Genomic DNA, 25,752 nt, shown 5'->3' on the forward strand with positions numbered 1-25,752 from the left:
CGTGGCCTGAGCTAGGTTCCTTACCGCAAGAACGCCCGCACATTGCGGGCGTTTTTGTTTGTGTTACCTGGAAGCACAATGACTGCGAACCGAGTCGCCGTTGTGGCGTCTCACCCTCATCGCAACCCGGAAGTCATGATGATTCGTTCCCGTCGTCCGACCCGCTCCCTCCTGTGCCTTACGCTGGCCGCGGCCGCCATGCTCGCCGGTTGCGCGACTGTCACCCCGGGTCCGTTCTTGATCACCGTGCGTGATGCCGATGACACGGTGCTGGCGCAGTTCCAGTTCCAGGCCGGATCGCAGGGGGCGCTCGAGACCGCCATGATCGGCATGTGCCGCGTGTATCCGAAAGCCACCGTCATCGCAGAACAGCTCTCAACGCACGAACGCCTGCAGGAGCGCTGCAAGCGCTCGTTCGCTTCAATGCTCTCAGCGTCCTGATGCGCTGAAGCGGCTACCATGTCGCCTCATCGGCTGGCGTTGCCGGCCTTGTGTGAACACCGCGAGCACGCACCCGAGGCCCATGTGAACCCGCAAGACAAGTCCTCCGAGATTTCCCGGCTTCCCCACTTTGCGGCGACTCGGCCGCGCCTGTTGTTGGCGCTTGCGCTGGGCGCAATTGCTGTCGCCGTTGTGTCGGCGCACGGGTGGCTTGCGCGCCTGCTGCTCGGCTGGGACATCGCCGTGTGGACGTATCTGATTCTGATCACGGTAATGATGTTGCGCGCAGACCCACACCGCATCCGTGCCGTCGCCCGCCGTGAAGACGCACGCGCGTCTGCCGTGCTGGCGGTAGTCTGCCTCGGTGTGGTGGCCAGCATGGTGGCCATTGCGTTTGAGCTGGCGACGGCCAAGTCGGCTGGGCATGCACAGACGTCGCACTATGTATTTACAGGCATCACGGTGCTCGGCGCCTGGCTCATGGTGCCGATGATGTTCACGGTGCACTACGCGCATCTGTATTACCGTGCGCCCCACGAGCCGCCGCTGCGGTTTCCCGACGAGCAGCTTGAGCCCGATTACTGGGATTTCCTCTACTTCTCCTTTACGATCGCGGTCGCCAGCCAGACGGCCGATGTCAGCATCCGTTCGCGCGCAATGCGGCGGGCGGTGCTGGGGCAATCGCTGCTGTCGTTCTTCTTCAATACGAGCATCCTCGCGCTCTCCATCAACATTGCTGCCGGCCTGTTCTCATGACGATGCTGCCCCCCGAGCTTCCTCCCAACGCGCACACCCGCGCCATCAACGCTGTCAGCTACGTACTGGTGGCGGCCATGATTGCGGCAGTGCTGTGGCTGCACCTGTTGCCGGCCGCCATAGCCGGTTTCCTCGTCTACGCGTTGGCGCGCAAGCTGGAGGCGCGCCTGCGCCGTCGCCGCACGCTATCCCAGCGCGCAAAGGCGATTGCGGTGATCTGCGTGTTCGTGATCGCGGCGCTCATTCTCGCGGCGCTGGGCATCGGGATCGGCCGCTTGGTCGAACATGGGCATGGGCTCGAAGGCATGCTCACACGCATTGCCGACGTGCTCGACAACCTGCGGGAATCATTGCCGGCGGCGGCGGTCAGTTACGTTCCGCAGTCGGTGACGGAGCTGCGTGTGCAGCTTGTACAGATGATCAAGGAGCATGGCCATCAGGTGTCGACCCTCGGCATCGACGGGTTGCGAGCCAGCGCATTGATGCTGGTTGGGCTGATCCTGGGGGCGATGGTGGCTTGGTCGGAAACACCTGATTCCGAGCACCACAAGCCGCTGGCCGCAGCATTGGTGAGCCGGCTGAGCCGGTTGACCGATGCATTTGAGGCGGTGGTGTTTGCGCAGGTGAAGATCTCCGCGCTCAATACGGCCCTCGCGGCCATCTATCTGCTGGGCGCGCTGCCGCTGTTCGGGCAGCACGTGCCGTATTCCAAATCGCTGATCCTGCTGACCTTCGTGGCGGGGCTGATTCCGGTGGCGGGCAACCTCATCTCCAACACAGCGATCGTCGTGATGAGCGTGACCGCCTCATTGGAGTTGGCGGTGGCGTCGCTGAGCTTCCTGGTGGTGGTGCACAAGCTGGAGTACTTCGTGAATGCGCGCATCATTGGCAGCCGCATCGACGCGCGGGCTTGGGAGCTGATCCTCGCGCTGATCGTGATGGAAGCGCTGTTTGGCGTGGGCGGCGTGATTGCCGCGCCGGTGCTGTACGCCTATATGAAGCGTGAACTGGCGGACGCCGGGCTCATCGGCTGACACGTTTCCCGTTGATGCGTGGGGTGACCCGCCAGCGCCCCCGCGCTGACGGCATCGGCAGAAAAGAGCGCGCCCTACGGGACGAGGGGCGCGCAATAACTCGCTGACCGAGAGACGTCAGCGAGCCGAGGGTCGGTACATGGGGACGAAGCGGGCGGCGGGCGCGTGCCGTCGCCAGTGACATCCACGGCTTCGGACGTGACGAAGCAGCAGACGACCCGGTCGTCGAGCAGGGCCTGATAGAAAAGGTCTCCCATCGCGCGGCATAGCGTTCCCGTTAGCAGGATCATCATGGCTCCCCTCCCATGTTGGCCGATGTGCGGCATCGTCGATGCTGGTCATCGGTTCGGGTTGCGGATCATCGTGCGTGTGAAATGGCTCACGCATCGGGCTCCGTCAGGCCGTCGGCACTGGCGCCCGGCTGGTGTTGCGGCGTCGTGCTGCAGTCCATGCTGGCGAGTATAGAAAGCGTCTCCTGAGCGGCCATGCTACGAACGGAGTAGCCCCGCGCGAGAAAACGGCTAACACGTTAGCTACCTGCCAGGGCAAGCGGGGCCAGGGTTTGCGGGAAAACGCCTCCTGTTTTAGTGAAAGGGGCGCGGCGTGAGCTGACGCTTCTGCCGTAGCAATAGATTGTCCGGTTTGCGCTAATCGTTGTCGAAGTTGCGGCAACACGCCTGCTCCGTTTAGGCGGAAGATTGAGCGCTTCCTCGCCTCAACTTTGTGACCTCAAACCATCATGCAAACCACCGCAAACGGCACGGCCGCTGCCCCGGCGACTGCCGCCGCGCAGGCCGACAAGACCGGCTTTGGCGTGATCGGCGCCATCAGCTTCGCGCACTTCCTCAACGACATGATGCAGTCGTTGATCCTGGCGATCTATCCGCTGCTCAAGGGCAACTTCCATCTCGATTTCTCGCAGATCGGGCTGATCACGCTCACGTACCAGATCACGGCGTCGCTGCTGCAGCCGATGGTGGGGCTGTACACCGACAAGCATCCGAAGCCGTATTCGCTGGCGGTGGGCATGGGCTTTACGCTGGTGGGGCTGGTGCTTCTGTCGGTGGCGCCCAACTTTGGCACGGTGCTGCTGGCGGCGGCGCTGGTGGGCACCGGCTCGTCGATCTTCCATCCGGAATCGTCGCGCGTGGCGCGTATGGCCTCGGGCGGCCGCCATGGGCTGGCGCAGTCGCTGTTCCAGGTGGGCGGCAATGCGGGCAGCGCGATGGGTCCGTTGCTCGCGGCAATCATCATCATGCCGTACGGGCAGCACAGCCTGGCGTGGTTTTCGATTGCTGCGCTGATCGCCATCTTCGTGCTGTATCACGTGGGCGGCTGGTACAAGCGTGAACGTGCCGCGGGCCAGGGCAGCAAGGCGGGTGGCCGTGCACATGCCGCGATCAAGCTGTCAGGCGGGCAGGTTGCGTTTGCGATGACGCTGCTGGTCGTGCTGCTGTTCTCGAAGTACTTTTATCTGGCGAGCCTGAACAGCTATTACACGTTTTTTCTGATCACCAAGTTCCACCTGTCGGCACAGACGTCGCAGCTGTTCCTGTTCCTTTTCCTGTTCTCGGTGGCGGTGGGCACGATCGTGGGAGGTCCGATTGGGGATCGCGTGGGCCGCAAGGTGGTGATCTGGGTGTCGATCCTCGGGGTGGCGCCGTTCACGTTGCTGTTGCCGTACGCCAACCTGTTCTGGACGGCCGTGCTGACGGTGATCATCGGGCTGGTGCTGGCCTCGGCGTTCTCAGCCATCCTCGTGTATGCGCAGGAGCTGATTCCCGGCAAGGTCGGGATGGTGTCGGGCCTGTTCTTCGGGTTTGCGTTCGGGCTGGGCGGCATCGGCGCCGCGGTGCTCGGCAAGCTGGCCGATGCAACCGACATCTACAACGTCTATCACCTCTGCTCGTTCCTGCCGCTCATCGGCCTGTTGACGGTGTTCCTGCCGGATATCGAACGCAAGCGCCAACAGGCGGCGTAACGCGACACATACCGCATACGGATGCAGCGCGGCGGACGTCCCCTCCCGGACGATCCGCCGCTTTGCTTTTGCTTTTCGGCGTTACTTCTCGACGGCGTGGGTCGGGCCCGGCCACACGCCAGTCATCTCGATCTCGCGCCGGCCGGTCAGCCATTGGCCGAGCGGGCTGGGCCAGCGGAACGAATAGTTGTCGCTGTTCACGACGCCCTGGAACTTCACGTCGACCTGGATATCGGTGGCGTTGAGCGGGATGTTCGCGACCGTCTTGGAGATGCCGCCGCTGAGCGAAAACTCATCGCTGCGCGGGCCTTGCGGCGTGTTGAAACGCAGCTTGATGTGCGTGACGTAAGTGCTGCCCGGCTTGTTGTTGAAGTAGATCTCGAAGCCGCCCAGACGCGTGATCCAGTTCGGGATCAGCAGGTTGCCGTCGAACGACGCAAGGGTGTAGGCCACCGGAATGGGCGCGGGCGCCTGCTTGCCGGGCTCGAACGGCCACAGATGCTGGTCGACGCTCTTGGTCTGGTTGACCGACACGAACGAGCCCTTGCCCGTCGCGCTGCCGAGCATGTCATGCACGGCGCCGGCCGAGCCCGTGATCGAGAACGACGCGTTGTTGTCTTGCGAGCCCACGTTCAGCCCGCTGTTGGCCAGGATCACGCTGGTCACCACGCCGAAGCCCTGCGCGATGTTCCCGCCCGAACCCATGCTGACGGACTGCGCCTGCTCGGCGAGCCACTTGATCGTCTCGGGCCGTGTGAGTTGCGTCAGGTCGCTGATGTAGGACTCCGAAGCAATGCCGAATTCCGAGGCGATCGACCCGACCGACGAGAACTCCCATTTCACTTCCACGCCCGCGTTGATCTTGGTGCCGCTTTCAGGGTCGGTGGCGGAGCCATCGAGCTTGACGTTGGTCTCGGTGCGGTGGACGTTGTTGGTCGACAGCTTCCATTGGTTCGGTACGGTGCGCGTGTTGACCGCCACGCCCGGTGTTTCCGGCTTGACGGGCGTGAAGTCGCCGGTGTCTGGCGACACAAAACCGACGGCGCCGGGTTTGATGGTAGGGGCGAGCGTCCAGTTGCCCCAGTAAGCTGCGCGGCCGTTGCGGATGAGGTCGGTGAAGGCGCGATTCCATTGCATGGTTGCACTCCAGGTGTGAGGTTGTGCTGCGAGTCAGCGGGTTTGCGCGATGGCCTCCATCGCCACGTAGCGACGGGCAGGGCGCGAGGGCACTGTCTCAAACGGGCTGGCGCCTGTTAATGCAGCAGAAGACCTGGGACAGACGGCACGGGCGCAGGCATGGGCAGGCTGTTACGCGCGACATCACGCAAGCCGCGCAAGCCCCAGCGCCAATCCCAATCCGATCAGGATCACGCCAATCACGCCGTCCACGATGCGCTGCCGCGCCAGCAGCGAACGCCGCAACGCGCCTGACGCAAACGCTGCGGCCACCAACGCAAACCACATCGCGTGCGCAGCCGACATGAACAGGCCGTAGCCGAACTGCGCGAGCAGCGGCGTGCTCGCGTGAACAACCTGCGTGTACGTGCTGACTACGAACAGCGTCGTTTTGGGATTGAGCGCGTTGGTGAGAAAGCCCATGCGCAGGGCTGCGAAGGTCGCTAGCGTCGGAGCGCCGGCGCTGTCACCGGCAGTCTCGCCGCTGGGCAACGGCTTGGCCGACAGCGTCTTCCAGCCAATCCACACCAGGTACGCCGCGCCTACCAGCTTGATGCCATGCAGAAGGGTTGGCGCATGCGCAATCAGCAGCCCTACGCCGAACATCGTGTAGAACACGTGCACCTGTACGCCCAGCGCAATGCCCAGCGCGCACAGCACGCCGGCGCGCCGCCCATGCAGCAGGCTGTTGCGCGTGACCATGGCAAAGTCCGCGCCTGGGCTGATGACGGCGAGGATGGTGATGAGGGCAACAGCAAGGAGTTCGGTCATGTCAGGCGCAATCGCAAAGTGGGGGTGCGCCAATTCTGGATGCACCCATCATCGCCGAAAATCGATTTATGATGCCGTTTTTAGGTGAGAAAAACTGACAGATGGCGCTGCCTCCACTGAATACCCTGCGTGTGTTTGAAGCTGCTGCACGGCATGGCAGCTTCGTGCGTGCGGCCCAGGAACTGCACGTAACGCATGGCGCTGTCAGCCGGCAGATACGACAGTTGGAAGCGTCGTTAGGGGTGGATCTGTTCGAGCGGCGCAATCGGGCCGTCTTCCTGACGCCAGCGGGCGACCAGTTGCATGCGGCTGCCACAGATGCGTTTGAAATTCTCACAGATAGCATCGACCGGATCGCCCGCCGGGCAATGTCTTCAACGCTGGTGGTGTCATGCGAACCGACGCTGGCGATGCGGTGGCTGATCCCGAGACTGTCGCGCTTCCAGGCGCGGCATCCGGCCATCCAGGTGCATCTGTTTGCGGCGGGCGGGCCGATCGATTTCGCGCGCACCGGGGTGGACGTCGCATTGCGCCGTGATGACTTTGCGTGGCCCGCGCACGTGCATGCGGCGCCCATTTGCGACGAGTGGATCGGCCCGGTACACGCCCGCCAAGCGGATATTGCCGCGCGTCGACGGCTGCTGCACACCGCCACGCGCCCCGATGCATGGCAGGCATGGTGGCGCGCCAGCAGCACGGCACGGCCGCGAGGGCGGCTGCCCGAAGCGCGCTACGAACATTTCTATCTGAGTTTGCAGGCGGCCCTGGCGGGGCAGGGCACCGCCATCGCGTCAAAGCTGATGGCCGGTGATGACCTGAAAGATGGGCGGCTGATCGCGCCCGAAGGGTTCCGACGTGACGGCTCCAGCTACAACCTGCTGGCCGATGCGCCTATTGCGCCCGACAGCCCGGCCGGCGCGTGGCTTGCCTGGTTGCGCGAAGAGACGGCAGCCACACTTGCGGACTAGCGCACGCCGGCTTACGCCGCTGCGTGCCCGCCGCCAAGGATGCCGCGAATAGTGGCCAGATAGGCTTCGCCCACGGCCCGGTTGAACGGCCGGGCACGCGGTGCCGCCCGTCTGCGCGGCGGCGGCGTCAGGCCCAGCGTGCGGCAGACTTCCGACGCATACGGCCGCCCGCGCACCTCCATGCGCAACACGACTTCGTTCAGCGCCTGTTCACCCAGACGCTCGCGCAGCCAGAGCACCGTCTGGCGGTCGTACTCGCTTTCGATGCGGATCAGGTCGTCCATGGCAGTGCTGTATAAATTTACAGTTACTGTAAATATATACAGGTATCCACAGATTTCAAGGACGATGTTGCGGCCGCGCCGCACTAGCGTGCCGGGCGGCTCAGTCGATGCCGTAAACGCCCAGTGTCAGACCGTCATGCCGCCATCGACGACGATGCATTCGCCGTTGGTGTAGCTCGCCGCATCCGACACGAGATAAAGCACCGTGCCCGCCATTTCGCGTGGCTCGGCGTGGCGGCGCAGTGGGATCTCGCTGATCCAGCGGTCGTACGTGGCCTTGTCTTCAAAGAGCGCGCCCGCGAACTTGGTCTTCGTCAGACCCGGCAGCAGGGCATTCACGCGAATGCCGAACGGCCCGCATTCCTTGGCAAAGGCCCGCGTCATGTGGGCCACGGCGGCCTTGGTAATGGAGTAGATGCCTTGCTTGTCGCCCGGGTGCAGCGCGTTGACCGACGCGGTATTGACGATCGCGCCGCCGCCCTGCGCCTTCATCATCTTGCCGGCTTCAACCGACATGAAGAAGTAGCCGCGGATGTTCACCTCAACAGTCTTCTCGTACGCCGCCAGATCCGTGTCGAGGATGTGGCCGAAGTGCGGGTTGGCCGCCGCGTTATTGATGAGAATGTCGAGCCGGCCGTGCGTGCGGCGGATGGTGTCGAACGCCCCGGCAATGTCTTCCATGCGCCCGACGTGGCAGGCGAGGGCTTCCGCCTTGCCGCCGGCTTCGCGGATGCGTTCTGCCACGACTTCGCAGTCGGCCAGCTTGCGGCTCGACACGATCACGTGCGCGCCTTGTTCTGCCAGCAGCTTGGCAATCTCTTCGCCAATGCCGCGGCTGGCGCCGGTAACCAGGGCGATCTTTCCGGTCAGGTCGAACAGGTTCGTGCTCATGGTGTGCTCCTCCAATGGTGATCTGTTATGGGCGTCCGGCCTGGGCGATCAGCCGTACGTCTGGAACGCGCGTCGCGCCGGATCGTCCAGATGCGGGACGCCGTTGAAAGTGGCCAACTGGAACGATTCGGCGTTGAAGAAATACTGCGAGACGCTGCTGTTGCGGATCTGCAGGTTCAGCGCAATGGCGGTGGTGGGCGGTGCGGCCAGCACCTGCTGCGCGGTCACCGCAATGGGGCCGCCGGAACTGATCGCCAGCACACGCTGCCCGCCGCCTGCCTGGATGGCCGCGCGGGCGTCGGCCACGCGTTGCTGGAAGGCGGCCCACGTTTCAGGCAGGGGCCCGCGGATCTTGTCGTCCGACCATAGATGCAGCACCTTCTTGAGCGCCCGGTAGTGATCGCGCATCGAGCCCGAGGCCAACTGCGTCAGCTCCGGAAAATCCTCGCCCAGCGCGGCAAAGAGGCCCTGGAAGTCGTATTCGTTCAGCCCGGCATGCTGCTCAACCGCCGTGCCGGAAATGCCCATGCCGCGCAGGATGCCGTCGACGGTCTGCTTGTGTCGGCGCAAGGTGCCGCAGATGACGCGATCAAAAACAATGTCCTGCCGCGCAAAATATTCACCAAGCCAGACGCTCTGCTGCTCGCCGCGCTCGGAGAGCCGGTCGTAATCTGCAGCGCCAAACGAGGCCTGTCCGTGCCGTACGAGATAAAGCTCCGCCATCGTGTGCTTGCGAAAAATTCACGGGAGAACCAGAGTAGCGGCGCGTCCATTATTTGTGAAATTTATTGTTTGAATGACCGGTAATGCATGCAATGAATAGTGATGCCGCTGCATCACATGCGGCCTAAGAGCAAGCCGCGCATGACGACCGTGCGCCGGACGCAACATGGCTGCCCGCGCGGCCCGATCTTGTGTGTAATGGCCGTTTCGCCACTCGCTAGAAAAAGGTCCTGTATGAAACCGTCCCGCCTTGCCGTTGCTGCGCTGTTGCTGTGTGCCACAGGTCTGTCTTGTGCCGCCGATGCCAATCCCAAGGTGCTGTCCGCCGCCGAGGGCTACCGCGGCGACGCACTGCAATTGCTCGAGCGCCTGGTGAACATCGATTCGGGCACGGGCAACGAAGCGGGGCTGAGCCAGATCGGCACCATCGTCACCGACGAACTGCGCAAGGCTGGCGCCCAGGTGGAAACGGTGTCCGCCGCGCCGGCAGCGGGCAACAACATCCTGGCGACCTGGAAGGGCTCCGGCAAGACGCGCATTCTGCTGATGGCGCATATGGACACCGTCTTCAAGGACGGCACCGCACGCGCCAAGCCGTTTTACATCAAGGACAAGCGCGCCTACGGCCCCGGCGTGATGGACGACAAGGGCGGCGTAGTGGCGGGTTTGTATGCGATGAAGATCCTGCAGCAGCTCGACTTCAAGCAATACGGGCAGGTCACGCTGCTGCTCAACACGAACGAGGAAACCGGCTCCAAGGGTACGCGCGCGTTGATCGAGCGCGAGGCCAAGCAACATGACGTGACGCTCAACCTGGAACCGGGCCGGCCCGCCGATGGGCTGGTCGTGTGGCGCAAGGGCAGCGGCACGGCGGAGATCGACATCAAAGGCAAGGCCGCGCATGCCGGTGTGGCGCCCGAATCCGGTCGTAACGCCGCCAACGAACTGGCGCACCAGGTGCTGCAAGTCGGCAAGCTGGGCGACAGTGCCAAGCAGACGACTTTCAACGTGACGGTGCTCAAGGCGGGCGACGCGACCAACGTCATCCCCGACCATGCAACGGCGTACGCCGACGTGCGCGTGGCCGTGCCGGAGGAATTCGACCGCGTGGAGCGCGACCTGACGCGCGTGTCGGCCAACAAGCTGATCGCCGAGACGGAAGTGAAGACCTCGCTGGTGCGCAGCTTCCCGCCGATGCCGCGCAATGCGGCGTCCGACCAACTGGCCGCCAAGGCGCAAGCCATCTACGCCGAAATCGGCCGCAAGCTCACGCTGGAGGGCAGCGGCGGCGCGGCCGATTCCAGCCTGTCGGCGGGTGTCGGTACGCCCACGCTGGATGGCTTCGGGATTGTTGGCGGCGGCATCCACACGCCGGAGGAATACGCGGAAGTGGAGAGCGTCGTGCCGCGCCTTTATCTGCTCTCGCGGATGATCATGGAGGTTGCGGCGAACAAGTAGCCGCAGCGCCCACGCTGCGCAACAAAGAGCGGGTGACGGCGCGATGCTGTCACCCGTTTTGTTTTGCTGGCTGGGCGAGGGCCGGGGCCGGGCGCGCCGAGTCGGGATGGTGTCGGCGCATGTGCGCCCGGCTGAACAAGGTCCAACTAGACGTAAACGACCACATGCCGGCCCCCGCATTGCCGGGCCGATGTGCTATCGTCGCCGCCACGAAAAATTCATAAATTCCGGGTATGCACGACGTCGTTATCAGCGGCACGGGCCTGTGGGTCGCGCCCGAGGTCATCACCAACGAGGAGCTGGTCGCCTCCTACAACGCCTACACTCAGCGCTACAACGCGCAGCACGCCGAAGCGATTGCCGCGGGCGAGCTGACGGCGCTGGCGGAATCGTCGGCGGAGTTTATCGAGAAGGCTTCAGGCATTCGCCAGCGTTATGTGATCGACAAGGCCGGTGTGCTGGACCCAACGCGCATGCGCCCGCGTCTGACGCCGCGCCCCGACGATGCGCTGTCGCTGCAGGCTGAGATTGGCGTGGCGGCCGCGCGCGATGCCTTGGCCGCTGCCGGCCGCGATGCCGCCGAGGTCGACATGCTGCTGTGCGCAACGTCCAACTTCCAGCGGCCGTATCCGGCACTGGGCGTGGAGATCCAGAACGGCATTGGCGCGGGCGGCTACGCGTTCGACATGAACGTCGCGTGCTCGTCGGCCACCTTCGGGCTGGAGCAGGCCATCAATGCGGTGCGCAGCGGCACGGCGCGGGCGGCGCTGGTCGTGAGCCCCGAGATCACCTCCGGTCACCTCGATTGGAAAGACCGCGACTGCCACTTCATCTTCGGCGACGTGTGCACGGCCGTGCTGGTCGAGCGCGCGGAAGACACACGCTCCGCCGACGCCTGGCGCGTGCTCGGCACCAAGTGCGCGACGAGCTTTTCCAACAACATCCGCAACAACGCCGGCTACCTCTCGCGCAGCGAAGACCGCAACCCGGACGACCGCGATCAGCTCTTCCGCCAAGAGGGCCGCAAGGTCTTCAAGGAAGTCTGCCCGATGGCGGCCGAGCACATTGCCGGCCATCTGCAGCAACTCGGCCATGTTCCGGCTGACGTGCGCCGCTTCTGGCTGCACCAGGCCAACCTGGCAATGAACCAACTGATCGGCAAGCGCCTGCTTGGGCACGATGCATCGGCCGATGAAGCGCCGGTGATTCTGGATGAGTTCGCCAACACCGCATCGGCGGGGTCGATCATCGCGTTCCACCGCCACCGTGCCGACCTGAAGTCGGGCGACCTGGGCATGATCTGCTCGTTTGGCGCGGGCTATTCGATCGGCAGCGTGGCGGTGCAGAAGCAGTAATCGACTTGCATCGAATCGCGGCGACGCTCAGGTCTGACCGGTCAGCGCCCCCCCGAAGAAATTCAGCGCCCGGCGCACGGCCTCGGCATGCACCGCATCACGGTCGACGCCCGGGTTGTCCTTGCACAGCAGCGGCACATGGGGTGCGGCCCCCGGCAGGCACGTATCCATGAACGTGTAGTGCGACGCGCCCGGCACCAGCAGCAGATCGGCCTTGGGCAGCATCTTGGCGACGCGGCGCACGTTGGTGTCGACGGGCACGGTGACATCCGCGTCTCCGGCCATCAGCGAGACCGGGATGCTGATGTTGCCAAGCGACGTGGCGTCCATCGCCATGCCCAGTGCCGGCGCCATCGCAAAAACGGCTTTGATGCGTGCGTCGCGGTAGGACGCACCGGAGCGGGCGAGGGACGCTTCCGTCTGCGGTGATCTTGTTGTGTCGACGGTCGGGTTGATCTGCGCGCGGGCCATCTCGGGTGGATGGCAGATCGCGTCGGCCTGCGGCGAGCCGCAGAACGCCATGAACGCCGGGACATCCGTGCGTGCGCCGGCAAGTTCGAGCACCGTATAGCCACCCAACGAGAAGCCCACGGCGCCGATGCGCGTGCGATCGACATGCGCGCCCAACACGGGATCGGCGAGCACGCCGTCCAGCACTTCGCTCACGTCAGTGGCGCGCTCCCACCACAGCATGAAGCCATCGCGCGTGAGCGGTTCCAGTGCCGTGTTACCGGGATGATTCACGCCCGCGACGATGTAGCCGTTCGCGGCCAGCGCAGCGGCCATCCAATCGAGGCTGCTTGCCGTGCCGCCCGTGCCGTGCGAAAGCAGCAGCAGCGGATGTTGCGCCTGCGTTGACGCGACGGGCGCTTTGCCGGCAGATGGCTGCATGCGGAACGGCGACCGGCCCGGCGCATCGACGTTGTGCGAAACCTCCGGCACGGAAATGTCCACCGGATACCAGATGTTGGTGATGAGCGCCTGCGTGCGTGCCCCGCGCCAATGGCGTTCAGCCTGCGGGTGGAACGTGCGGGTGGTTTCGCCCACGTGAAACGGCGCAGCGGGTGCGTCTGCCGGACCGCCATGGGCAGCGCCCATGACGACGGCCGCCAGCGCGGCGGCAAGGCAACGGTGCAACATCTCTACTCCTTGCGGATGGGGATCATCAGATCGGTCACGCAGGCACGCGGCGGGTGGTGCCGCCCTGGGCTGCGATACAACTCAAGTGCCGGCCGGTCGTCCGGTTCAAAGCCGTAGCTTGGGAGGCATCCGCCGTAGAGCGCCTGCATGGTCGGCGCGATCAGCGCATAAGGACCGATCAGCCGGTGGCAAGCGTAGAGACCGCCTTCGATCCGCATCGGGAGCAACGGCCCGGTGATGGCGCGCGGCGCATCGAGGATGACCCCCGCGAAGTACTCAAAGGAGCCGGGCGTTTCGGGGTCGCCGTGGCAGATGCCAATGCGATCGGGTGCATCCGCCGATTCCATGTCGATGCCGAGCAGTTGCCGCAACGTGATGAACGTCTGGCGGATGGTTGCGACGGGGCCGTCGTGGCGCAGGCAGAGCGCGTGCAAAGGCGGCTGCTCGATCAGCTCGATGGGCGGCAGGTCTCCCGTATCGGCGCTGCGCACATTCAGCGCCTGCTGCCGGGTCTGGAAGGCGCGCGGGCTTACGCCCGTGAACTCGCGGAAGGCGCGCGCGAATGCCTGCGGGCTGCCATAGCCCACGTTGAGCGCGACATCGGTAACGGAATCTTCTGCGCCGCTCAAACGCCGCGCGGCCTGCGCCAGCCGCATGCGCTGGACGGTCTCGAACACGCCTTCGCCGGTCAGCGCCCGGTAGATGCGATGGAAGTGAAACGGCGACAGGTGGGCCACCGCGGCCAGACTCTGCACCGTATGTGGCGCGGCGGGGTCGGCCAGAATCGCCTGGATCACGCGGGCGATGCGGCGGTGGTAATCGTGTTCAGTGCGCGGTTTCATGGGGCAAAGCATAGTCGCCCCGCAGGCGCCGCGCGGTGCAGCGATTGCGCAAATCTGCGCCTATGGCTATCGGCTAACGCCCCGCCGTGGCCCGCAAGGTGGACGCGAACGTGCGTAGCGCCTTCTTCGCCACAGAATCGGTCAAACGGGAATGCAGCACCACGCTGCGTGGTGGAAGCGGAGGAAGGCCGAGCGCAGCGCCCATGTCCACTGTGCCGGGCGGCGCCACGCGGCGGCTGAGGGCCGCCACGGCGAGGCCCGCTGCCGCGGCCGCCCCGATGGTGGCCACACCGCCGCCCACAAACACCTCCTGCCAGGGAATGCCCGCGTCTTCCAGCGTGGCGACTGCCATCTGCCGTATGCGGCATGTGTCCGCTTGATTTGCCAGGCGAATGGGCTCGCCGGCGCGGTGTTCGAAGTCGGGCGCAGCCATCCAGCCGAACGGTTCTTCCATGAGGACTTCGCCATCGGTGCGGCGGTTGTCGTGGCGCAGTACGATGGCCGCATCCAACGCGCCGCTCTCGAAAATGTCGAGGATTTCCCATGAACTGGCGATGCGGATCTCCAGCGTCAATGCAGGTTCGGCCAAGCCCATCTGGCGGAGCAGCCGTGGCAGTTCAGCGCCGACGATGTGATGGCTGATCCCGACCGACAGCCGCCGCCGTTCCACGCCAAACGCGCCGAGCGCGCCTTCGTGCGCGGCCACCAGTTCGCGCGCCGCTACCAGAAAGGCGGCGCCATCCTGAGACAGCCGCACGAGACGCGGCGTGCGTTCCAGAAGCCGGCGGCCCAGCGCATCTTCCAGCCGTTTGATCTTCAGGCTCACCGCGGATTGCGTGGAGTCCATGGCCTCCGCCGCGCGCGTGAAGCTCTTCAGATCGGCGGTCAACACGAAGGCCTGGACGGCCTCCATATCCAGCATCTTCATGGCTCAATCATTTTGAAATCGAATGATTGAAATATCTTAGGATGCCTTTTTTGAATGATCAACGTGGGGCATGCTGTGGTCACTGCAAACCTCGGAGTTGACCATGCCTCTCGTTCAAGTGTCGCTGCGGCGCGGCAAGCCTGCCGCTTATCACCAGGCCATTTTCGACGGCGTCTATCGCGCCATGCGCGAGACCTTCAACGTGCCGGAAGACGACCGCTTCATGACGCTCACCGAGCACGACGCGAGCACCTTCAGCGTCAGCCCGAGCTACTTTGGCATCGCGCGTAGCGACGACGTTGTGATCATCCAGATCACCGCCAACAACACGCGCAACCGCGAGCAGAAGCAGGCCCTCTATCGCCGTATCGTCGAGTTGCTGGGCGAGGAGCCCGGCATACGGCCCGAAGACGTATTCATCAACCTCGTGGAGGTGCTGCCCGAGAACTGGTCGTTCGGCAACGGTCTCGCGCAGTACGCGCAATGACGCCGCGCCAGGCACTTCTGGCGCACCTGGGCGGCGTGTTGTGGACGGCAGTGTTGATCGTCGGCGCGGCGGTCACGTTGGCGAACATCGCGCGCGACGTCGTGCAGATGCTCAGTCCTTGAGCGAATTGCCGAGCATGTCGAGCAGGAACTGCGTGCCGCGCTCACGCGATCCGGAGTCGTCGTAGCCATCCAGGAAGGCGCCTTGCTCGGTCATCACGAGATGCGTGCCGCCCGAACCGTCTTTGGGCTCGCGCAATTCCAGCGTGGCGAGCGATGCGGAGATCTTGCGGTCGTCCAGGTGCATCACATACGAATAGACGACGCGCTCGTTCGGAATGACGTCGTGATACAGCGCTTCAAAGCTGGACACGACACCGCTGTCCCACCGGCCCTTGACGACTTCGCGGCCGCCGGGCGTGGCGTTCATTTCGCGCACGAGCAAGGTGTAGCCATTGCCGCCGGCAAACCACTTCGCCTTGGCGGCCGGGTCGGTCAGCGCCTTGAACACGCGCGAACGGGGTGCGTCGTACGTGCGTTCCACCGTGAAGGTGGCATGCACGACCGAGCGCTGGATGCCCTCCGCCACCGGCACGCTTGCAGCTTCGCGCTCCAGCTTGTCGAGCGTCTGCTTCCAGCCTTCGGACGCGCCCTTGATCATCATTTCGGCAATCGGGGCGAGCGGCGTGTGGGTTTGCGTGACTTCCATGCGCGTGCCGCCGCCGGTTTCTTCGGCAAAGGTCACGACGGTGTGGGCATTCATCAGCGGGCGGTTGTCGCCGTCAACGACGTTCATGTCGATGACCAGGCGCGCGTTCGGCACGATCTCCAGAAAGTGACCGCGCGACCAGTGGTCTTGGCCCTCGGGCGAGCGCATGCAGACGTCAAACTTGCCGCCCACGCGAAACTCCACCGTTGCATCCGGCACCGTGTAGTGCGTCGGGCAGAACCAGCGCTTGATGTGGTCGGCGGTGCTCCAGGCCTTGAAGACCCAGTCGCGCGAAACCGGGAAGGTGCGTGAGATCACGAGAGGGCGCAGGGTCGTGCCGGCGGGGCGGTCAATGGTCGTCGTCATGTACGTCTCCTTGGGTTTTGAGTGTTTCCAGATAGGCGCCCAAGCGGTCGAAGTGCTGTTCCCACTCCAGGCGTCGTTGGTTGATCCACTGCTCGGCGAGGCTCAGCGCCTCCGGTTCGATACGGCAAGTCCGCACGCGGCCCACCTTTTCCGATCGCACGAGACCGGAGTTCTCCAGCACCGCCAGATGCTGCATCACCGCGGGCAGCGAGATATCGAGGGGTTGGGCAAGTTCGCTCACAGACGCCGGCCCGCGCACGAGCTGCACCAGCATCGCGCGCCGGTTGCCGTCGGCCAGGGCCTGGAAGGCGAGATCGAGAGAGGTGTCATGGTTAAGCATGTGGTTAACTATAGCGGCTCTGGATAGTTAAGCAAGTACTTTATCTTTCTGTCGTTGACACACCGATTTACTTCGCATACAAAGTAAAACACTTCGCATGCGAAATAAATCGACGTCATGGACAGCTCACCGCACACCATTCCCGCCACGGACGGCTACCCGTTGGGCGCCATGCTCTGGACCGCTGCCGGCGTGCCGCACGGCGTGGTCGTCATGCACCCGGCCACGGGCGTGCCGCAACGCATCTATCAAGCCTTCGCCAAATTCCTGGCCGAGCGAGGCTTCCACACCATCACGTATGACTACCGCGGCATCGGCGCATCCCGGCCGAAGAGCCTGCGCCGCTTTGCTGCCCGCATGCGTGACTGGGCGCTGCTCGACGCCGAAGGCGTGATGCGCTGGGCAAGGGCGCGCTACCCGGAACTGCCACACCTGGCGGTCGGGCATTCTGTGGGCGGTCACGCCATCGGCTTGTGCAGTGCGGACTGGGACGTCGCGGGCGTGGTGCAGGTGGCCTGCCACACGGGCAACGCGCGCTTCATCCGCCAACGCGGCGAACGCTGGCGCGTGGACCTGATCCTGCGCGGCGTTGGCCCCTTGATGGCGCGGTTGATCGGCTACGTGCCCGGCAAGCGCATGGGCCTGGGCGAAGATCTGCCGGGCGGCGTCGCCATCGAGTGGGGCGCATGGGCCGGCATGCAGCGCTACTTTTTCGATGATCCGACGCTCGGCGCCATCGAGCGCTTTAACCGAGTCACGCATCCCGTGCTCGTCTACGGCTTTGACGACGACCCGTGGGCCACCCCCGCCGCCATCAACGCGTTGACGATGCACTTCACGAACACGTGGGTCGAGCGTCGGCAAATCACGCCTGCGCAGGCCGGCGGCGCAGTGGGGCACATGGGCTTCTTCCGCGCGCAGTTCGCCACCACGCTGTGGCCAGGTCTGGTGGATTGGCTGCGCGAACGTGCCGCCGCCACGCGCAACGAAGCGGAGGCTGCATGACAGCACCCGACCGCCGCCTTGTGTATCTCATCAGCGTTGGGCAGCGCCGCTTGCAGCGCTGGATTCAATCGCGTACCGGCGAGGGCGTGACCGCCGCGCAATCCGGCCTGCTGTTCTTCCTGGAAAAGAACGACGGCGCGTTGATGCGCGAAGCTGGCGCCGCGCTGGACCTCGGCCCCTCCGCCATGAGCGGCCTGGTCGATAGAACCTCCGACGCCGGCCTCATCGAGCGCCGCGCTGACGCCAAGGATGGCCGCGCCTGGCAACTCTGGATCACGCCCGCCGGCCGCGAAGCCTTGGCAGCAACACGCAACGGCCTGGCCGAGTTGAACGCGCGGCTGACCGAAGGTTTTACTGACGCCGAGATCGACGTTGTCGCACGCTGGCTGGCCAGCCTGCAAACCAAGTTCCCCAACGGAGACGAACAATGAGTGAACATATCCAAAGCCACAACGCCGATGGCGTCCTGACGCTTACCCTGGCCCGCGCCGACAAGAAGAACGCCATGACCGACGCGATGTACGGCGCGCTGGCCGATGCGCTGGACGCCGCCGAGCGTGACAGTACCGTGCGCGTGGTGCTGCTGCGCGCTGAAGGCGACATGTTCTCCGCCGGCAACGACATCGGCGAATTCGCATCGATTGCGATGACCGGCGGCAAGGGTGAGGGCGAGCGCAATGTCATCCGCTTCCTGCATGCGCTCGCACGTGCCACGCGCCCGCTGGTGGCGGCGGTGCAGGGCCGCGCGGTCGGCATTGGCACGACCATGCTGTTGCATTGCGACTTCGTGCTGCTGGCCGACAACGCGCAGTTGTCCACGCCGTTCGTCAATCTGGCGCTGGTGCCGGAAGCGGCATCGAGCCTGCTGATGCCCGCCCGACTCGGCCACGTGCGCGCGTTCGAGATGTTCGCGCTGGGCGATGCGGTGGGCGCCGAATCCGCGCTCGCGTGGGGCTTGGCGAATCGAGTAGTGCCGCTGTATCAGCTCGGCACGGAGGCGCAGGCCATTGCGGCGCGATTGGCGCGCCAGCCGTTGGGCGCCCTGACCGAAACCAAGCGCCTGATGCGCGATGCCGAACTGCTCAAGCAACAGATGGATGCGGAGAGCGCCTGCTTTGCGCGGCGGCTGCAATCGCCCGAGGCGCATGAAGCCTTCCGGGCGTTCGTCGATCGGCGGCCGCCCAATTTCAACGCCGTGGCGCACTGAGCGCGCCGGTGACCTTCCCGCGCACCTTCAGCCCGCGCGGTGGCGATTCAACTACCTGAGCGCGGGTTGGGCTACCTCTCCGAGGGAAGGGCGGGTCAACGCGCCATGCTACGGCTGCTCATCCTCTTCCACGGAAAACCGCTGCGCAGCGCGCGTACCGTTGCGTGCCGTTTCGTCTACCACGCCCCGCATGACGACGCGCTGGCCAGGCTGCACAGCGATGGTGGGGCGCCCTTGGCTTGGCCGGCTGTCTACCCCGGCGATGGGTGCTGCCGGATCGGGCTCGGGGCGGCTGTTGTCGAGCGACGCGTTCGAGTAGATGACGTTGTCTTGCCACTGTGACGCACTCTTTGCAGCTTCCAGGCCCTTGCCGTCTGTGTCGATGGTGTTGTCAGACGCCTCGGCACCCGCCGCGTCGACGGAGCGGATGCGGCGGGACGCGCGCGCAAGCGGGTCGTTGCGCGGCGAGTCGGGTGGCGGTTCCGTCAGCTTGGCACCTTCGGGTTGGCGGGTGACGGGTTCTTCGGGTTGAGGCTGCGCTTGGTTGTGCTCGGCGTTGTGCATGATCGGGCTCCTGCGCCGCTGCATGCGGCATGAACCTCTGCAGCGCCGCAACGTGCGTGCCCGGCCTCGTACCTCAGGCGCGTTTGCGGCCCGGCCGGCGCCCCGCTTCTTGCAAGAAGGCCACCGCCCGCGGCTCCGTCGCATAGGCGCTGTTGATGCGCACCCACGGCGAAACCTCCAGATTCGGGCGGAAGTAATGCCCGGGCGCCAGCGTCACGCCATGCTTTTCTGCGGTGGCTGCCAGATCGCGCGAATCCTCCACATGCGGCACACGCGCCCACAGGAAGTTGCCGCCCGACGGATGGTGAAACACCTCCCAGCCCGCATCGGCCAACACATCCAGCGATGCGATGACGGAGTCACCCGCGCGTTGGCGCAGCCGCTCCACATATTTGCGATAGGCGCCGCGCTCCAGAAGCGTGCTCACCACGGCCTCGGCAAAGCGCGAGCCGCCCACGCTGGTCAGCATCTTCACGTTGGTCAGGTCATGCACCAATTCCCGCTTGGCAATCAGGTAACCCACCGGCAGCGATGCCGATACCGTCTTGGAAAACCCGCCCACGTAGATCACATGATCGAGTTGGTCGAGCGTCGCCAGCCGCGCGGTCGGATCCGCCTGCAGGTCGGCAAAGATGTCGTCTTCGAGAAACGTGAAACCGTGGCGCCGCGCCAGTTCAAGCAGGCGGAACGCCACCGGCGGTGACACCACCGAGCCCGTAGGGTTCTGCAGCACGCTGTTGATGAAGAACAGCTTGGGGCGGTGCTCGCGCAGCATCGCTTCCGTCACTTCCACGTCCGGCCCGTCGCTGCGGCGCGGAATACCGACCAGCTTCACGCCGTGCAACCGCAGCAGGCCGAACACGGTGTAGTAGCCCGGGTCTTCCACAAAGACCGTGTCGCCGGGTTTCAGCAGGTGCCGCATCACCAGGTCGATCGCCTGGCTGGTGCCGGCGGTAATCAGCACATTGGGCTGTTCGGCCTGGATGCCGAGCTGCCGCGCACGCATCATGACCTGATGCCGCAGCGCGGTGTTGCCGAGTGGCGAGGAATAGTCGATGACCGCGTGCGTATCGGTGCGCGACACCTGGCGGATGGCCTGCGTCAGGCCGTCGACATCGCGCCAATCGGCCGGCACGAATCCGCCGCCGAGCTTGAGCATGCCGTCGGGGTAGCTGAACTGCTCGAAGATGTGTTTGGACTCGGCCTCCGCCCGGCGCGGGTCTGACCAGCCGCGTCCGTCGCGCCCCGTCAGGTTGCTCTCGGCCACGTAGAAGCCCGAGCCGTGGCGCGAGTCCAGCAGCCCCAGCGAGACCAGCCGGTCATATGCCTCGATCACGGGGAAGCGGCTGATGCCGTAGTCGGCCGCCAGTTGCCGGATCGATGGCAGCTTGGCGCCGGGGCGCACGTCGTTGCCGCCGATCCATGCCTGCACGCCGGCCACGATCTGGTCGGAGATGGGGACGCGGGTGGCTGGATCGATCTGGAGTTTCATGGGCAGTCGCCCTCCGGGCAGATGATTCGGAACAGTCACGTACAACTGTTCTGGACTGTTCGCATTGTAATGACCCGGCGCACCAACGGACGCGCTTCGATACGGCGCGTCATGCAGGCCGGCGTTATGCGATGACCGTGGATCGAAGGGCGGTTTTATTCGTTTTGGCAAATATCACCCACGGCTAGAGTGGGCTTGTCCGTCACGCATTGCGCGCTCGTCGCGATTATTCAGTCGGAGGTTCGATGTCTGCCACTACCGTTCAAACTGCGCCACGCGATCCGGCTGTGCAGGCCGTGCTCGATAGCGTTCTGTCTACACCCTCGTCAACGCTGCTGGAGCGTGCACGCAGCCACGCCAGCGAGCAGGTGCTGCGCTATGCAGGCGGCCTGACGCCGGCCGAAGCGTGGGCCTTGGTCAGCCGTGGCGATGCCGTACTCGTGGACGTACGTACCGCAGAAGAACGGAAGTTCGTGGGTCGTGTGCCGGATACCCCGCACGCGGCGTGGCAGACCGGGCCTGCCATGATCAAGAACCCACGCTTCCTGCGCGAGCTGGAGAAAGCCGCGCCCAAGAGCGCCGTGGTGCTGCTGCTGTGCCGCAGTGGCAAACGCTCTGCTGCCGCAGCGGAAGCCGCCACTGCCGCCGGATTCCAGAACGTGTTCAACGTGCTGGAAGGCTTCGAGGGCGACCTGGACGAACAGCAGCAGCGCGGCGAAGCCGGCGGCTGGCGCCGCTGGGGCCTGCCCTGGCAGCAGGACTGAGCGCCAGGGCACCGCCGACAACCACACCAACAAAACAGGGGAGCGACGATGAGCGATCGCGTCATCGCGGGGAGGCCTGCGCCCGCGCACGACCCAGGCTGGCAATTGGACCGCATCGTCAGCGAGCTGCGTGCGGCCCGGGCCGATTGGCGCGCCCGCAACGGCCGTACCGAAGTCACGGGCCGCGAGTTGCCCTCGCGCGAGGCGGTGCGGCAGATCCTGGAGGCGCTGCGCGGGGCACTGTTCCCCATGCGGCTCGGCCCCACGGACCTGCGTGAAGAAAGCGAAGACTTCTACGTCGGCCATACGCTCGATTCGGCACTCAATGCGCTGGTAGCGCAGGTGCGGCTGGAACTGCGTCACACGGTGCGCCAGGCGCGCGCCGTGGATCGCGATCCCGATGCCGAGGCTGTGCAACTCGTGCGCGACTTCGCGGCGGCACTCCCCACGCTGCGTCGCCTGCTCGATACCGACGTGCTGGCCGCCTACCACGGTGATCCGGCAGCGCGCAGCGTCGACGAGGTGCTGCTGTGCTACCCCGGCATCCTCGCCGTCATCCATCACCGCATTGCCCATCACCTGTACCGCGCCGGCTTGCCGCTGCTCGCGCGCATGGTCGCCGAGACCGCGCATGCCGACACGGGCATCGACATCCACCCCGGCGCGCAGATCGGCAGCGGCTTCTTCATCGACCACGGCACGGGCGTGGTGATTGGTGAGACCGCCGTGATTGGCGAGCGCGTTCGGATCTACCAGGCGGTGACGCTCGGCGCCAAGCGCTTTTCTGCCGATGCCGATGGCCACCTCGAGAAGGGCGCCCCACGCCACCCGGTGGTGGAAGACGACGTCGTCATCTACGCCGGCGCGACCATCCTTGGGCGCATCACCATCGGACGCGGCTCGTCCATTGGCGGCAACGTGTGGCTCACGCGCAGCGTGCCGCCCGGCAGCAGCGTCACCCAGGCAAACGTGCAGAGCGGCATTCAGGACGGCGTTCAGGACGCCGTTCGGGACCTTCGGCCGCACACGCACAGCGGCAGCGAGGCACACCCCGCCCGCTGATCCGCCCGACGCACCTTTCCCACCGGTTTTATCCACCGCACCCGCCAGAGAAACGGGGGCATTTTTTCAAATGAAGTTGGGAGTCATTGCATGGCAGAAGCAGATACCCAGGACGTGCGCACCGCGCTAGGCGACAGTGCCGCACGCCAATTGGCGAACGCGACCAAGACCGTTCCGCAGTTGTCCACCATCAGCCCCCGCTGGCTGGTGCACCTGCTGCAGTGGCAGCCGGTGGAGGCCGGCATCTTCCGCCTGAACCGCGTGAAGAATCCGCGCGATGTGCGTGTTGCCTGCTCGCAGCGGGACGAGGCAGAGCTGCCGCAGACCTTTGTCGACTACGACGAACATCCGCGCGAGTACTTCCTCAACGCGGTGACGACGGTGCTGGACGTGCATACGCGTGTCTCCGATCTGTACAGCAGCCCGCACGACCAGATCCAGCAGCAGTTGCGCCTGACCATCGAGACCATCAAGGAGCGTCAGGAAAGCGAGCTGATCAACAACCCGGACTACGGCCTGCTGGCCAATGTGGATGAAACGCAGCGCATCTCCACGCTCACCGGCGCGTCCACGCCTGACGATCTGGACGAACTCATCACCAAGGTCTGGAAAGAGCCGGCGTTCTTCCTTGCGCATCCGCTGGCGATTGCCGCGTTTGGCCGCGAATGCACGCGCCGCGGCGTGCCACCGCCCACCGTGAGCCTGTTCGGCTCGCAGTTCCTGACATGGCGCGGCCTGCCGCTGATTCCGTCGGACAAGGTGCCCATTGACGAAAACGGCCGCACGAAGATTCTGCTGCTGCGCGTGGGCGACAAGCGCCAGGGCGTGGTGGGCCTGTATCAGCCGGGTGTGGCGGGCGAGCAGAGCCCGGGCCTGTCGGTGCGCTTCATGGGCATCAACCGGAACGCCATCGCGTCGTATCTGATTTCGCTGTATTGCTCGCTGGCCGTGCTGACCGAAGACGCGCTGGCAGTGCTCGAAGACGTGGAGATCGGCAAGTACCATGACTACCCCGACACTTACAAGTAATGCGCCTGGTGTGAGCGGCCTGGCGCCGCCAGGGGGCGATGTGCCGGCAGGTTTGCCGGACCTGGCCGCGCTGGCGCAACTGGCCAACGCGTTCTTCACGGCGCTACCCGGCAGGGAGCCAGAGCCCGCCATCGATCTGACGCCGGCGGGTACGTCGCCGCAACTCAGTGCGTTGCCCGTTGCGGATGCCGCACCGATTGCTCCGCAGGTGCCTGTGCTGGGCGTGCCGACGCAGTATGCGGCGGCGTTGCCGCAGGCTGCATCCGGTCATGGCCAACCTGTACCGGCGCATTCCGTCTCGGCACCGAGTTCGCCGTACTACTTCCTGGGTGAGGCGAGCGGCTATCAGTCCGCTGCGCCGCATGCGGGGGTGGCGGCATCGGAGGCGGGTGTGCCGGAGGATCGTGTCTCGGCGCAGCCGTTTCACCTCCCAGGCACCGATGCGCTGGCACGGTTCATCGATGCAGCGGCAGGCACGCCGCCCGCCGGGCCCGACGCCTTGCAGCAGCCCGGCGGCGCAGCGCAGGCGGGGCAGTTCTATTTCCTCGCGCCAGCCGGTGGCTCTCCAACGCCCACGCTGGAGGCACCGCGCAATACGAGGGACCAGCAGAGCCACCAGCCGCATCGCGTGGGCGCCTTCGACGTGCATGCCGTGCGGCGGGATTTTCCGATCCTGGCCGAGCGCGTCAATGGCCGGCCGCTGATCTGGCTGGACAACGCGGCCACCACGCACAAGCCGCAAGCGGTGATCGATCGGCTGGCGTATTTCTACGCGCACGAGAACTCCAACATCCACCGCGCGGCGCATGAGCTGGCCGCGCGTGCGACGGATGCGTACGAGGGCGCCCGCAACAAGGTTGCGCGGTTCCTCGGTGCACGGTCGGCCAGCGAGATCATCTTCGTGCGCGGCGCCACCGAGGCGATCAACCTCGTTGCGCAGACGTTCGGCCGTCAGCACATCGGCGCGGGGGACGAGATCATCGTCTCGCACCTGGAGCATCACGCCAACATCGTGCCGTGGCAGCAGCTGGCCGCGCAGGTGGGCGCGCGCATCCGCGTGATTCCGGTGGACGACAGCGGGCAGGTTCTGCTGGACGAATACCGCAAGCTGCTCAACCCACGGACGAAGCTGGTGTCCGTCACGCAAGTGTCGAATGCGCTGGGGACGGTGACGCCCGTGCAGGAGATCATCGCACTGGCGCATGCGGCCGGCGCGCGCGTGCTGGTGGACGGCGCGCAGGCGGTCTCGCACCTGCGCGTGAACGTGCAGGCGCTGGATGCGGACTTTTACGTGTTCTCCGGCCACAAGGTCTTCGGGCCGACGGGGATTGGCGTGGTGTACGGCAAGCAGGATCTGCTCGACACGCTGCCGCCATGGCAGGGCGGCGGAAACATGATTGCCGACGTCACGTTCGAGAAGACGCTGTATCAGCCCGCACCCGCGCGCTTCGAGGCCGGCACCGGCAACATTGCCGATGCGGTGGGGCTAGGCGCTGCGCTGGATTACGTCGAGCGTATCGGCCTGGTGAACATCGCGCGCTACGAGCACGACCTGCTGGTGTATGCCACGCACGGGCTGTCGCGCATTCCCGGTTTGCGGCTGATCGGTACGGCTGCAAACAAGGCGAGCGTGCTGTCGTTCACGCTGGCTGGGTACCGCACGGAAGACGTGGGCGCGGCGCTCAACCGCGAAGGTATTGCCGTGCGCTCTGGCCATCACTGCGCGCAGCCGATCCTGCGGCGCTTTGGGGTGGAGGCGACGGTGCGGCCATCCCTGGCGTTCTACAACACGTGCGAGGAGGTGGATGAGCTCGTGCGGGTGGTGGGGGCGCTGGCGCGGCGGTAAGCCATTTTGGGCTGTTGAAGAAAGGCGCCCTGTCGGTCCGATGCACGGGCTGGCGGGGCGTTTTTTTGTTTTGGCCTTTGGCCTTTGGCCTTTGGCGGGGCGGGGGGTGGTGGTGCGTCTCTTTTTCTCCCCCT

Annotated in this window: 28 protein-coding genes; 16 read left to right on the plus strand and 12 right to left on the minus strand. The window is 65.3% G+C overall.

The window, feature by feature from the left end:
• Positions 1–138: 138 nt before the first annotated feature.
• The 4 genes from AAHM38_RS23010 (at position 139) to AAHM38_RS23025 (ending at position 4,212) form a co-directional block, all read left to right on the plus strand.
• The gene (locus tag AAHM38_RS23010) at positions 139–441 is read left to right on the plus strand and encodes a hypothetical protein (protein WP_009239970.1); all 303 of its coding nucleotides are present in this window, start codon (positions 139–141) and stop codon (positions 439–441) included.
• Between the two features lie 84 nt (positions 442–525).
• Positions 526–1,197, plus strand: coding sequence for a DUF1345 domain-containing protein (locus AAHM38_RS23015; protein ID WP_179817515.1), 672 nt, complete (start codon positions 526–528; stop codon positions 1,195–1,197).
• Complete coding sequence (locus AAHM38_RS23020) at positions 1,194–2,231, plus strand: AI-2E family transporter (RefSeq protein ID WP_116575108.1); 1,038 nt, start codon at positions 1,194–1,196, stop codon at positions 2,229–2,231. The genes AAHM38_RS23015 and AAHM38_RS23020 overlap by 4 nt, the downstream gene beginning before the upstream one ends.
• Positions 2,232–2,970: 739 nt before the next feature.
• Entirely contained in the window at positions 2,971–4,212 is a 1,242-nt protein-coding gene (locus AAHM38_RS23025) for an MFS transporter (RefSeq protein WP_103518775.1), read from the plus strand.
• A gap of 81 nt (positions 4,213–4,293) precedes the next feature.
• On the opposite strand, the gene AAHM38_RS23030 is transcribed toward AAHM38_RS23025, so the two are convergent.
• On the minus strand, positions 4,294–5,349 hold the full coding sequence (locus AAHM38_RS23030) for a hypothetical protein (RefSeq protein WP_103518776.1): 1,056 nt from the start codon (positions 5,347–5,349) through the stop codon (positions 4,294–4,296).
• A 183-nt stretch (positions 5,350–5,532) separates the two neighbouring features.
• On the minus strand, positions 5,533–6,159 hold the full coding sequence (locus AAHM38_RS23035) for a LysE family transporter (RefSeq protein ID WP_103518777.1): 627 nt from the start codon (positions 6,157–6,159) through the stop codon (positions 5,533–5,535).
• A gap of 101 nt (positions 6,160–6,260) precedes the next feature.
• On the opposite strand from AAHM38_RS23035, the gene AAHM38_RS23040 reads away from it, so the two are divergent.
• On the plus strand, positions 6,261–7,127 hold the full coding sequence (locus tag AAHM38_RS23040; protein WP_103518778.1) for a LysR family transcriptional regulator: 867 nt from the start codon (positions 6,261–6,263) through the stop codon (positions 7,125–7,127).
• 11 nt (positions 7,128–7,138) lie between these two features.
• On the opposite strand, the gene AAHM38_RS23045 is transcribed toward AAHM38_RS23040, so the two are convergent.
• From AAHM38_RS23045 to AAHM38_RS23055, 3 genes are all read right to left on the minus strand, one after another.
• The gene (locus tag AAHM38_RS23045; RefSeq protein WP_103518779.1) at positions 7,139–7,411 is read right to left on the minus strand and encodes a hypothetical protein; all 273 of its coding nucleotides are present in this window, start codon (positions 7,409–7,411) and stop codon (positions 7,139–7,141) included.
• A 126-nt stretch (positions 7,412–7,537) separates the two neighbouring features.
• Positions 7,538–8,302: an SDR family oxidoreductase gene (locus AAHM38_RS23050; protein WP_103518780.1), complete on the minus strand. Its 765-nt coding sequence runs from the start codon at positions 8,300–8,302 to the stop codon at positions 7,538–7,540.
• A 48-nt stretch (positions 8,303–8,350) separates the two neighbouring features.
• Positions 8,351–9,025, minus strand: a complete 675-nt coding sequence (locus AAHM38_RS23055; RefSeq protein WP_116575109.1) for a histidine phosphatase family protein — start codon at positions 9,023–9,025, stop codon at positions 8,351–8,353.
• Between the two features lie 234 nt (positions 9,026–9,259).
• On the opposite strand from AAHM38_RS23055, the gene AAHM38_RS23060 reads away from it, so the two are divergent.
• Together AAHM38_RS23060 and AAHM38_RS23065 are read left to right on the plus strand one after the other, a co-directional pair.
• Positions 9,260–10,483: a M20/M25/M40 family metallo-hydrolase gene (locus tag AAHM38_RS23060; RefSeq protein WP_116575110.1), complete on the plus strand. Its 1,224-nt coding sequence runs from the start codon at positions 9,260–9,262 to the stop codon at positions 10,481–10,483.
• Positions 10,484–10,716: 233 nt separating this feature from the next.
• The gene (locus AAHM38_RS23065; protein WP_009239958.1) at positions 10,717–11,838 is read left to right on the plus strand and encodes a beta-ketoacyl-ACP synthase III; all 1,122 of its coding nucleotides are present in this window, start codon (positions 10,717–10,719) and stop codon (positions 11,836–11,838) included.
• A gap of 27 nt (positions 11,839–11,865) precedes the next feature.
• Here AAHM38_RS23065 and AAHM38_RS23070 read toward each other — a convergent pair whose 3' ends face one another.
• From AAHM38_RS23070 to AAHM38_RS23080, 3 genes are all read right to left on the minus strand, one after another.
• The gene (locus tag AAHM38_RS23070) at positions 11,866–12,978 is read right to left on the minus strand and encodes an alpha/beta hydrolase family protein (RefSeq protein WP_116575111.1); all 1,113 of its coding nucleotides are present in this window, start codon (positions 12,976–12,978) and stop codon (positions 11,866–11,868) included.
• A 2-nt stretch (positions 12,979–12,980) separates the two neighbouring features.
• A complete protein-coding gene (locus AAHM38_RS23075) occupies positions 12,981–13,820 on the minus strand; it encodes an AraC family transcriptional regulator (protein WP_116575112.1) in 840 nt (279 codons plus the stop codon).
• A 73-nt stretch (positions 13,821–13,893) separates the two neighbouring features.
• The gene (locus tag AAHM38_RS23080) at positions 13,894–14,748 is read right to left on the minus strand and encodes a LysR family transcriptional regulator (RefSeq protein WP_103518785.1); all 855 of its coding nucleotides are present in this window, start codon (positions 14,746–14,748) and stop codon (positions 13,894–13,896) included.
• 103 nt (positions 14,749–14,851) lie between these two features.
• Here AAHM38_RS23080 and AAHM38_RS23085 point away from each other — a divergent pair, with 103 nt between their 5' ends.
• Positions 14,852–15,235, plus strand: a complete 384-nt coding sequence (locus AAHM38_RS23085) for a tautomerase family protein (RefSeq protein ID WP_116575143.1) — start codon at positions 14,852–14,854, stop codon at positions 15,233–15,235.
• Positions 15,232–15,357 (plus strand): hypothetical protein, encoded by a 126-nt coding sequence (locus tag AAHM38_RS23090; RefSeq protein WP_257019795.1) that lies wholly within the window; start codon positions 15,232–15,234, stop codon positions 15,355–15,357. The genes AAHM38_RS23085 and AAHM38_RS23090 overlap by 4 nt, the downstream gene beginning before the upstream one ends.
• Here the strand turns inward: AAHM38_RS23090 and AAHM38_RS23095 are convergent.
• Complete coding sequence (locus AAHM38_RS23095; RefSeq protein ID WP_116575113.1) at positions 15,347–16,309, minus strand: SRPBCC family protein; 963 nt, start codon at positions 16,307–16,309, stop codon at positions 15,347–15,349. The two genes, AAHM38_RS23090 and AAHM38_RS23095, sit on opposite strands and share 11 nt — an antisense overlap.
• Complete coding sequence (locus tag AAHM38_RS23100; RefSeq protein ID WP_009239950.1) at positions 16,293–16,649, minus strand: ArsR/SmtB family transcription factor; 357 nt, start codon at positions 16,647–16,649, stop codon at positions 16,293–16,295. Before AAHM38_RS23100 ends, AAHM38_RS23095 begins: the two co-directional genes overlap by 17 nt.
• 117 nt (positions 16,650–16,766) lie before the next feature.
• Here AAHM38_RS23100 and AAHM38_RS23105 point away from each other — a divergent pair, with 117 nt between their 5' ends.
• From AAHM38_RS23105 to AAHM38_RS23115, 3 genes are read left to right on the plus strand one after another with little or no spacing between them, the layout of a single operon-like run.
• Entirely contained in the window at positions 16,767–17,654 is an 888-nt protein-coding gene (locus AAHM38_RS23105) for an alpha/beta hydrolase family protein (RefSeq protein WP_116575114.1), read from the plus strand.
• Positions 17,651–18,085, plus strand: coding sequence for a MarR family winged helix-turn-helix transcriptional regulator (locus AAHM38_RS23110; RefSeq protein ID WP_009239948.1), 435 nt, complete (start codon positions 17,651–17,653; stop codon positions 18,083–18,085). Before AAHM38_RS23105 ends, AAHM38_RS23110 begins: the two co-directional genes overlap by 4 nt.
• A complete protein-coding gene (locus tag AAHM38_RS23115; RefSeq protein ID WP_116575115.1) occupies positions 18,082–18,861 on the plus strand; it encodes an enoyl-CoA hydratase in 780 nt (259 codons plus the stop codon). The genes AAHM38_RS23110 and AAHM38_RS23115 overlap by 4 nt, the downstream gene beginning before the upstream one ends.
• Before the next feature lie 108 nt (positions 18,862–18,969).
• On the opposite strand, the gene AAHM38_RS23120 is transcribed toward AAHM38_RS23115, so the two are convergent.
• Positions 18,970–19,425 carry a DUF3005 domain-containing protein gene (locus AAHM38_RS23120; protein WP_116575116.1) on the minus strand — a complete coding sequence of 152 codons (456 nt, stop codon included), beginning with the start codon at positions 19,423–19,425 and terminating at the stop codon, positions 18,970–18,972.
• 73 nt (positions 19,426–19,498) lie between these two features.
• Positions 19,499–20,917, minus strand: coding sequence for an aminotransferase-like domain-containing protein (locus AAHM38_RS23125; RefSeq protein WP_116575117.1), 1,419 nt, complete (start codon positions 20,915–20,917; stop codon positions 19,499–19,501).
• A gap of 245 nt (positions 20,918–21,162) precedes the next feature.
• Between AAHM38_RS23125 and AAHM38_RS23130 the strand changes: the two genes are divergently transcribed.
• From AAHM38_RS23130 to AAHM38_RS23145, 4 genes are all read left to right on the plus strand, one after another.
• On the plus strand, positions 21,163–21,681 hold the full coding sequence (locus tag AAHM38_RS23130; protein ID WP_116575118.1) for a rhodanese-like domain-containing protein: 519 nt from the start codon (positions 21,163–21,165) through the stop codon (positions 21,679–21,681).
• 48 nt (positions 21,682–21,729) lie between these two features.
• Positions 21,730–22,743 carry a serine O-acetyltransferase EpsC gene (gene epsC, locus AAHM38_RS23135; RefSeq protein WP_116575119.1) on the plus strand — a complete coding sequence of 338 codons (1,014 nt, stop codon included), beginning with the start codon at positions 21,730–21,732 and terminating at the stop codon, positions 22,741–22,743.
• Positions 22,744–22,833: 90 nt separating this feature from the next.
• A complete protein-coding gene (locus AAHM38_RS23140) occupies positions 22,834–23,772 on the plus strand; it encodes a family 2A encapsulin nanocompartment shell protein (RefSeq protein ID WP_116575120.1) in 939 nt (312 codons plus the stop codon).
• Complete coding sequence (locus tag AAHM38_RS23145) at positions 23,747–25,618, plus strand: family 2A encapsulin nanocompartment cargo protein cysteine desulfurase (RefSeq protein WP_116575121.1); 1,872 nt, start codon at positions 23,747–23,749, stop codon at positions 25,616–25,618. Before AAHM38_RS23140 ends, AAHM38_RS23145 begins: the two co-directional genes overlap by 26 nt.
• The last annotated feature ends 134 nt before the right edge of the window (positions 25,619–25,752 follow it).

Source organism: Ralstonia sp. OTU4908 (assembly GCF_038440115.1).
GTDB classification, from domain to species: Bacteria; Pseudomonadota; Gammaproteobacteria; order Burkholderiales; family Burkholderiaceae; genus Ralstonia; species Ralstonia pickettii.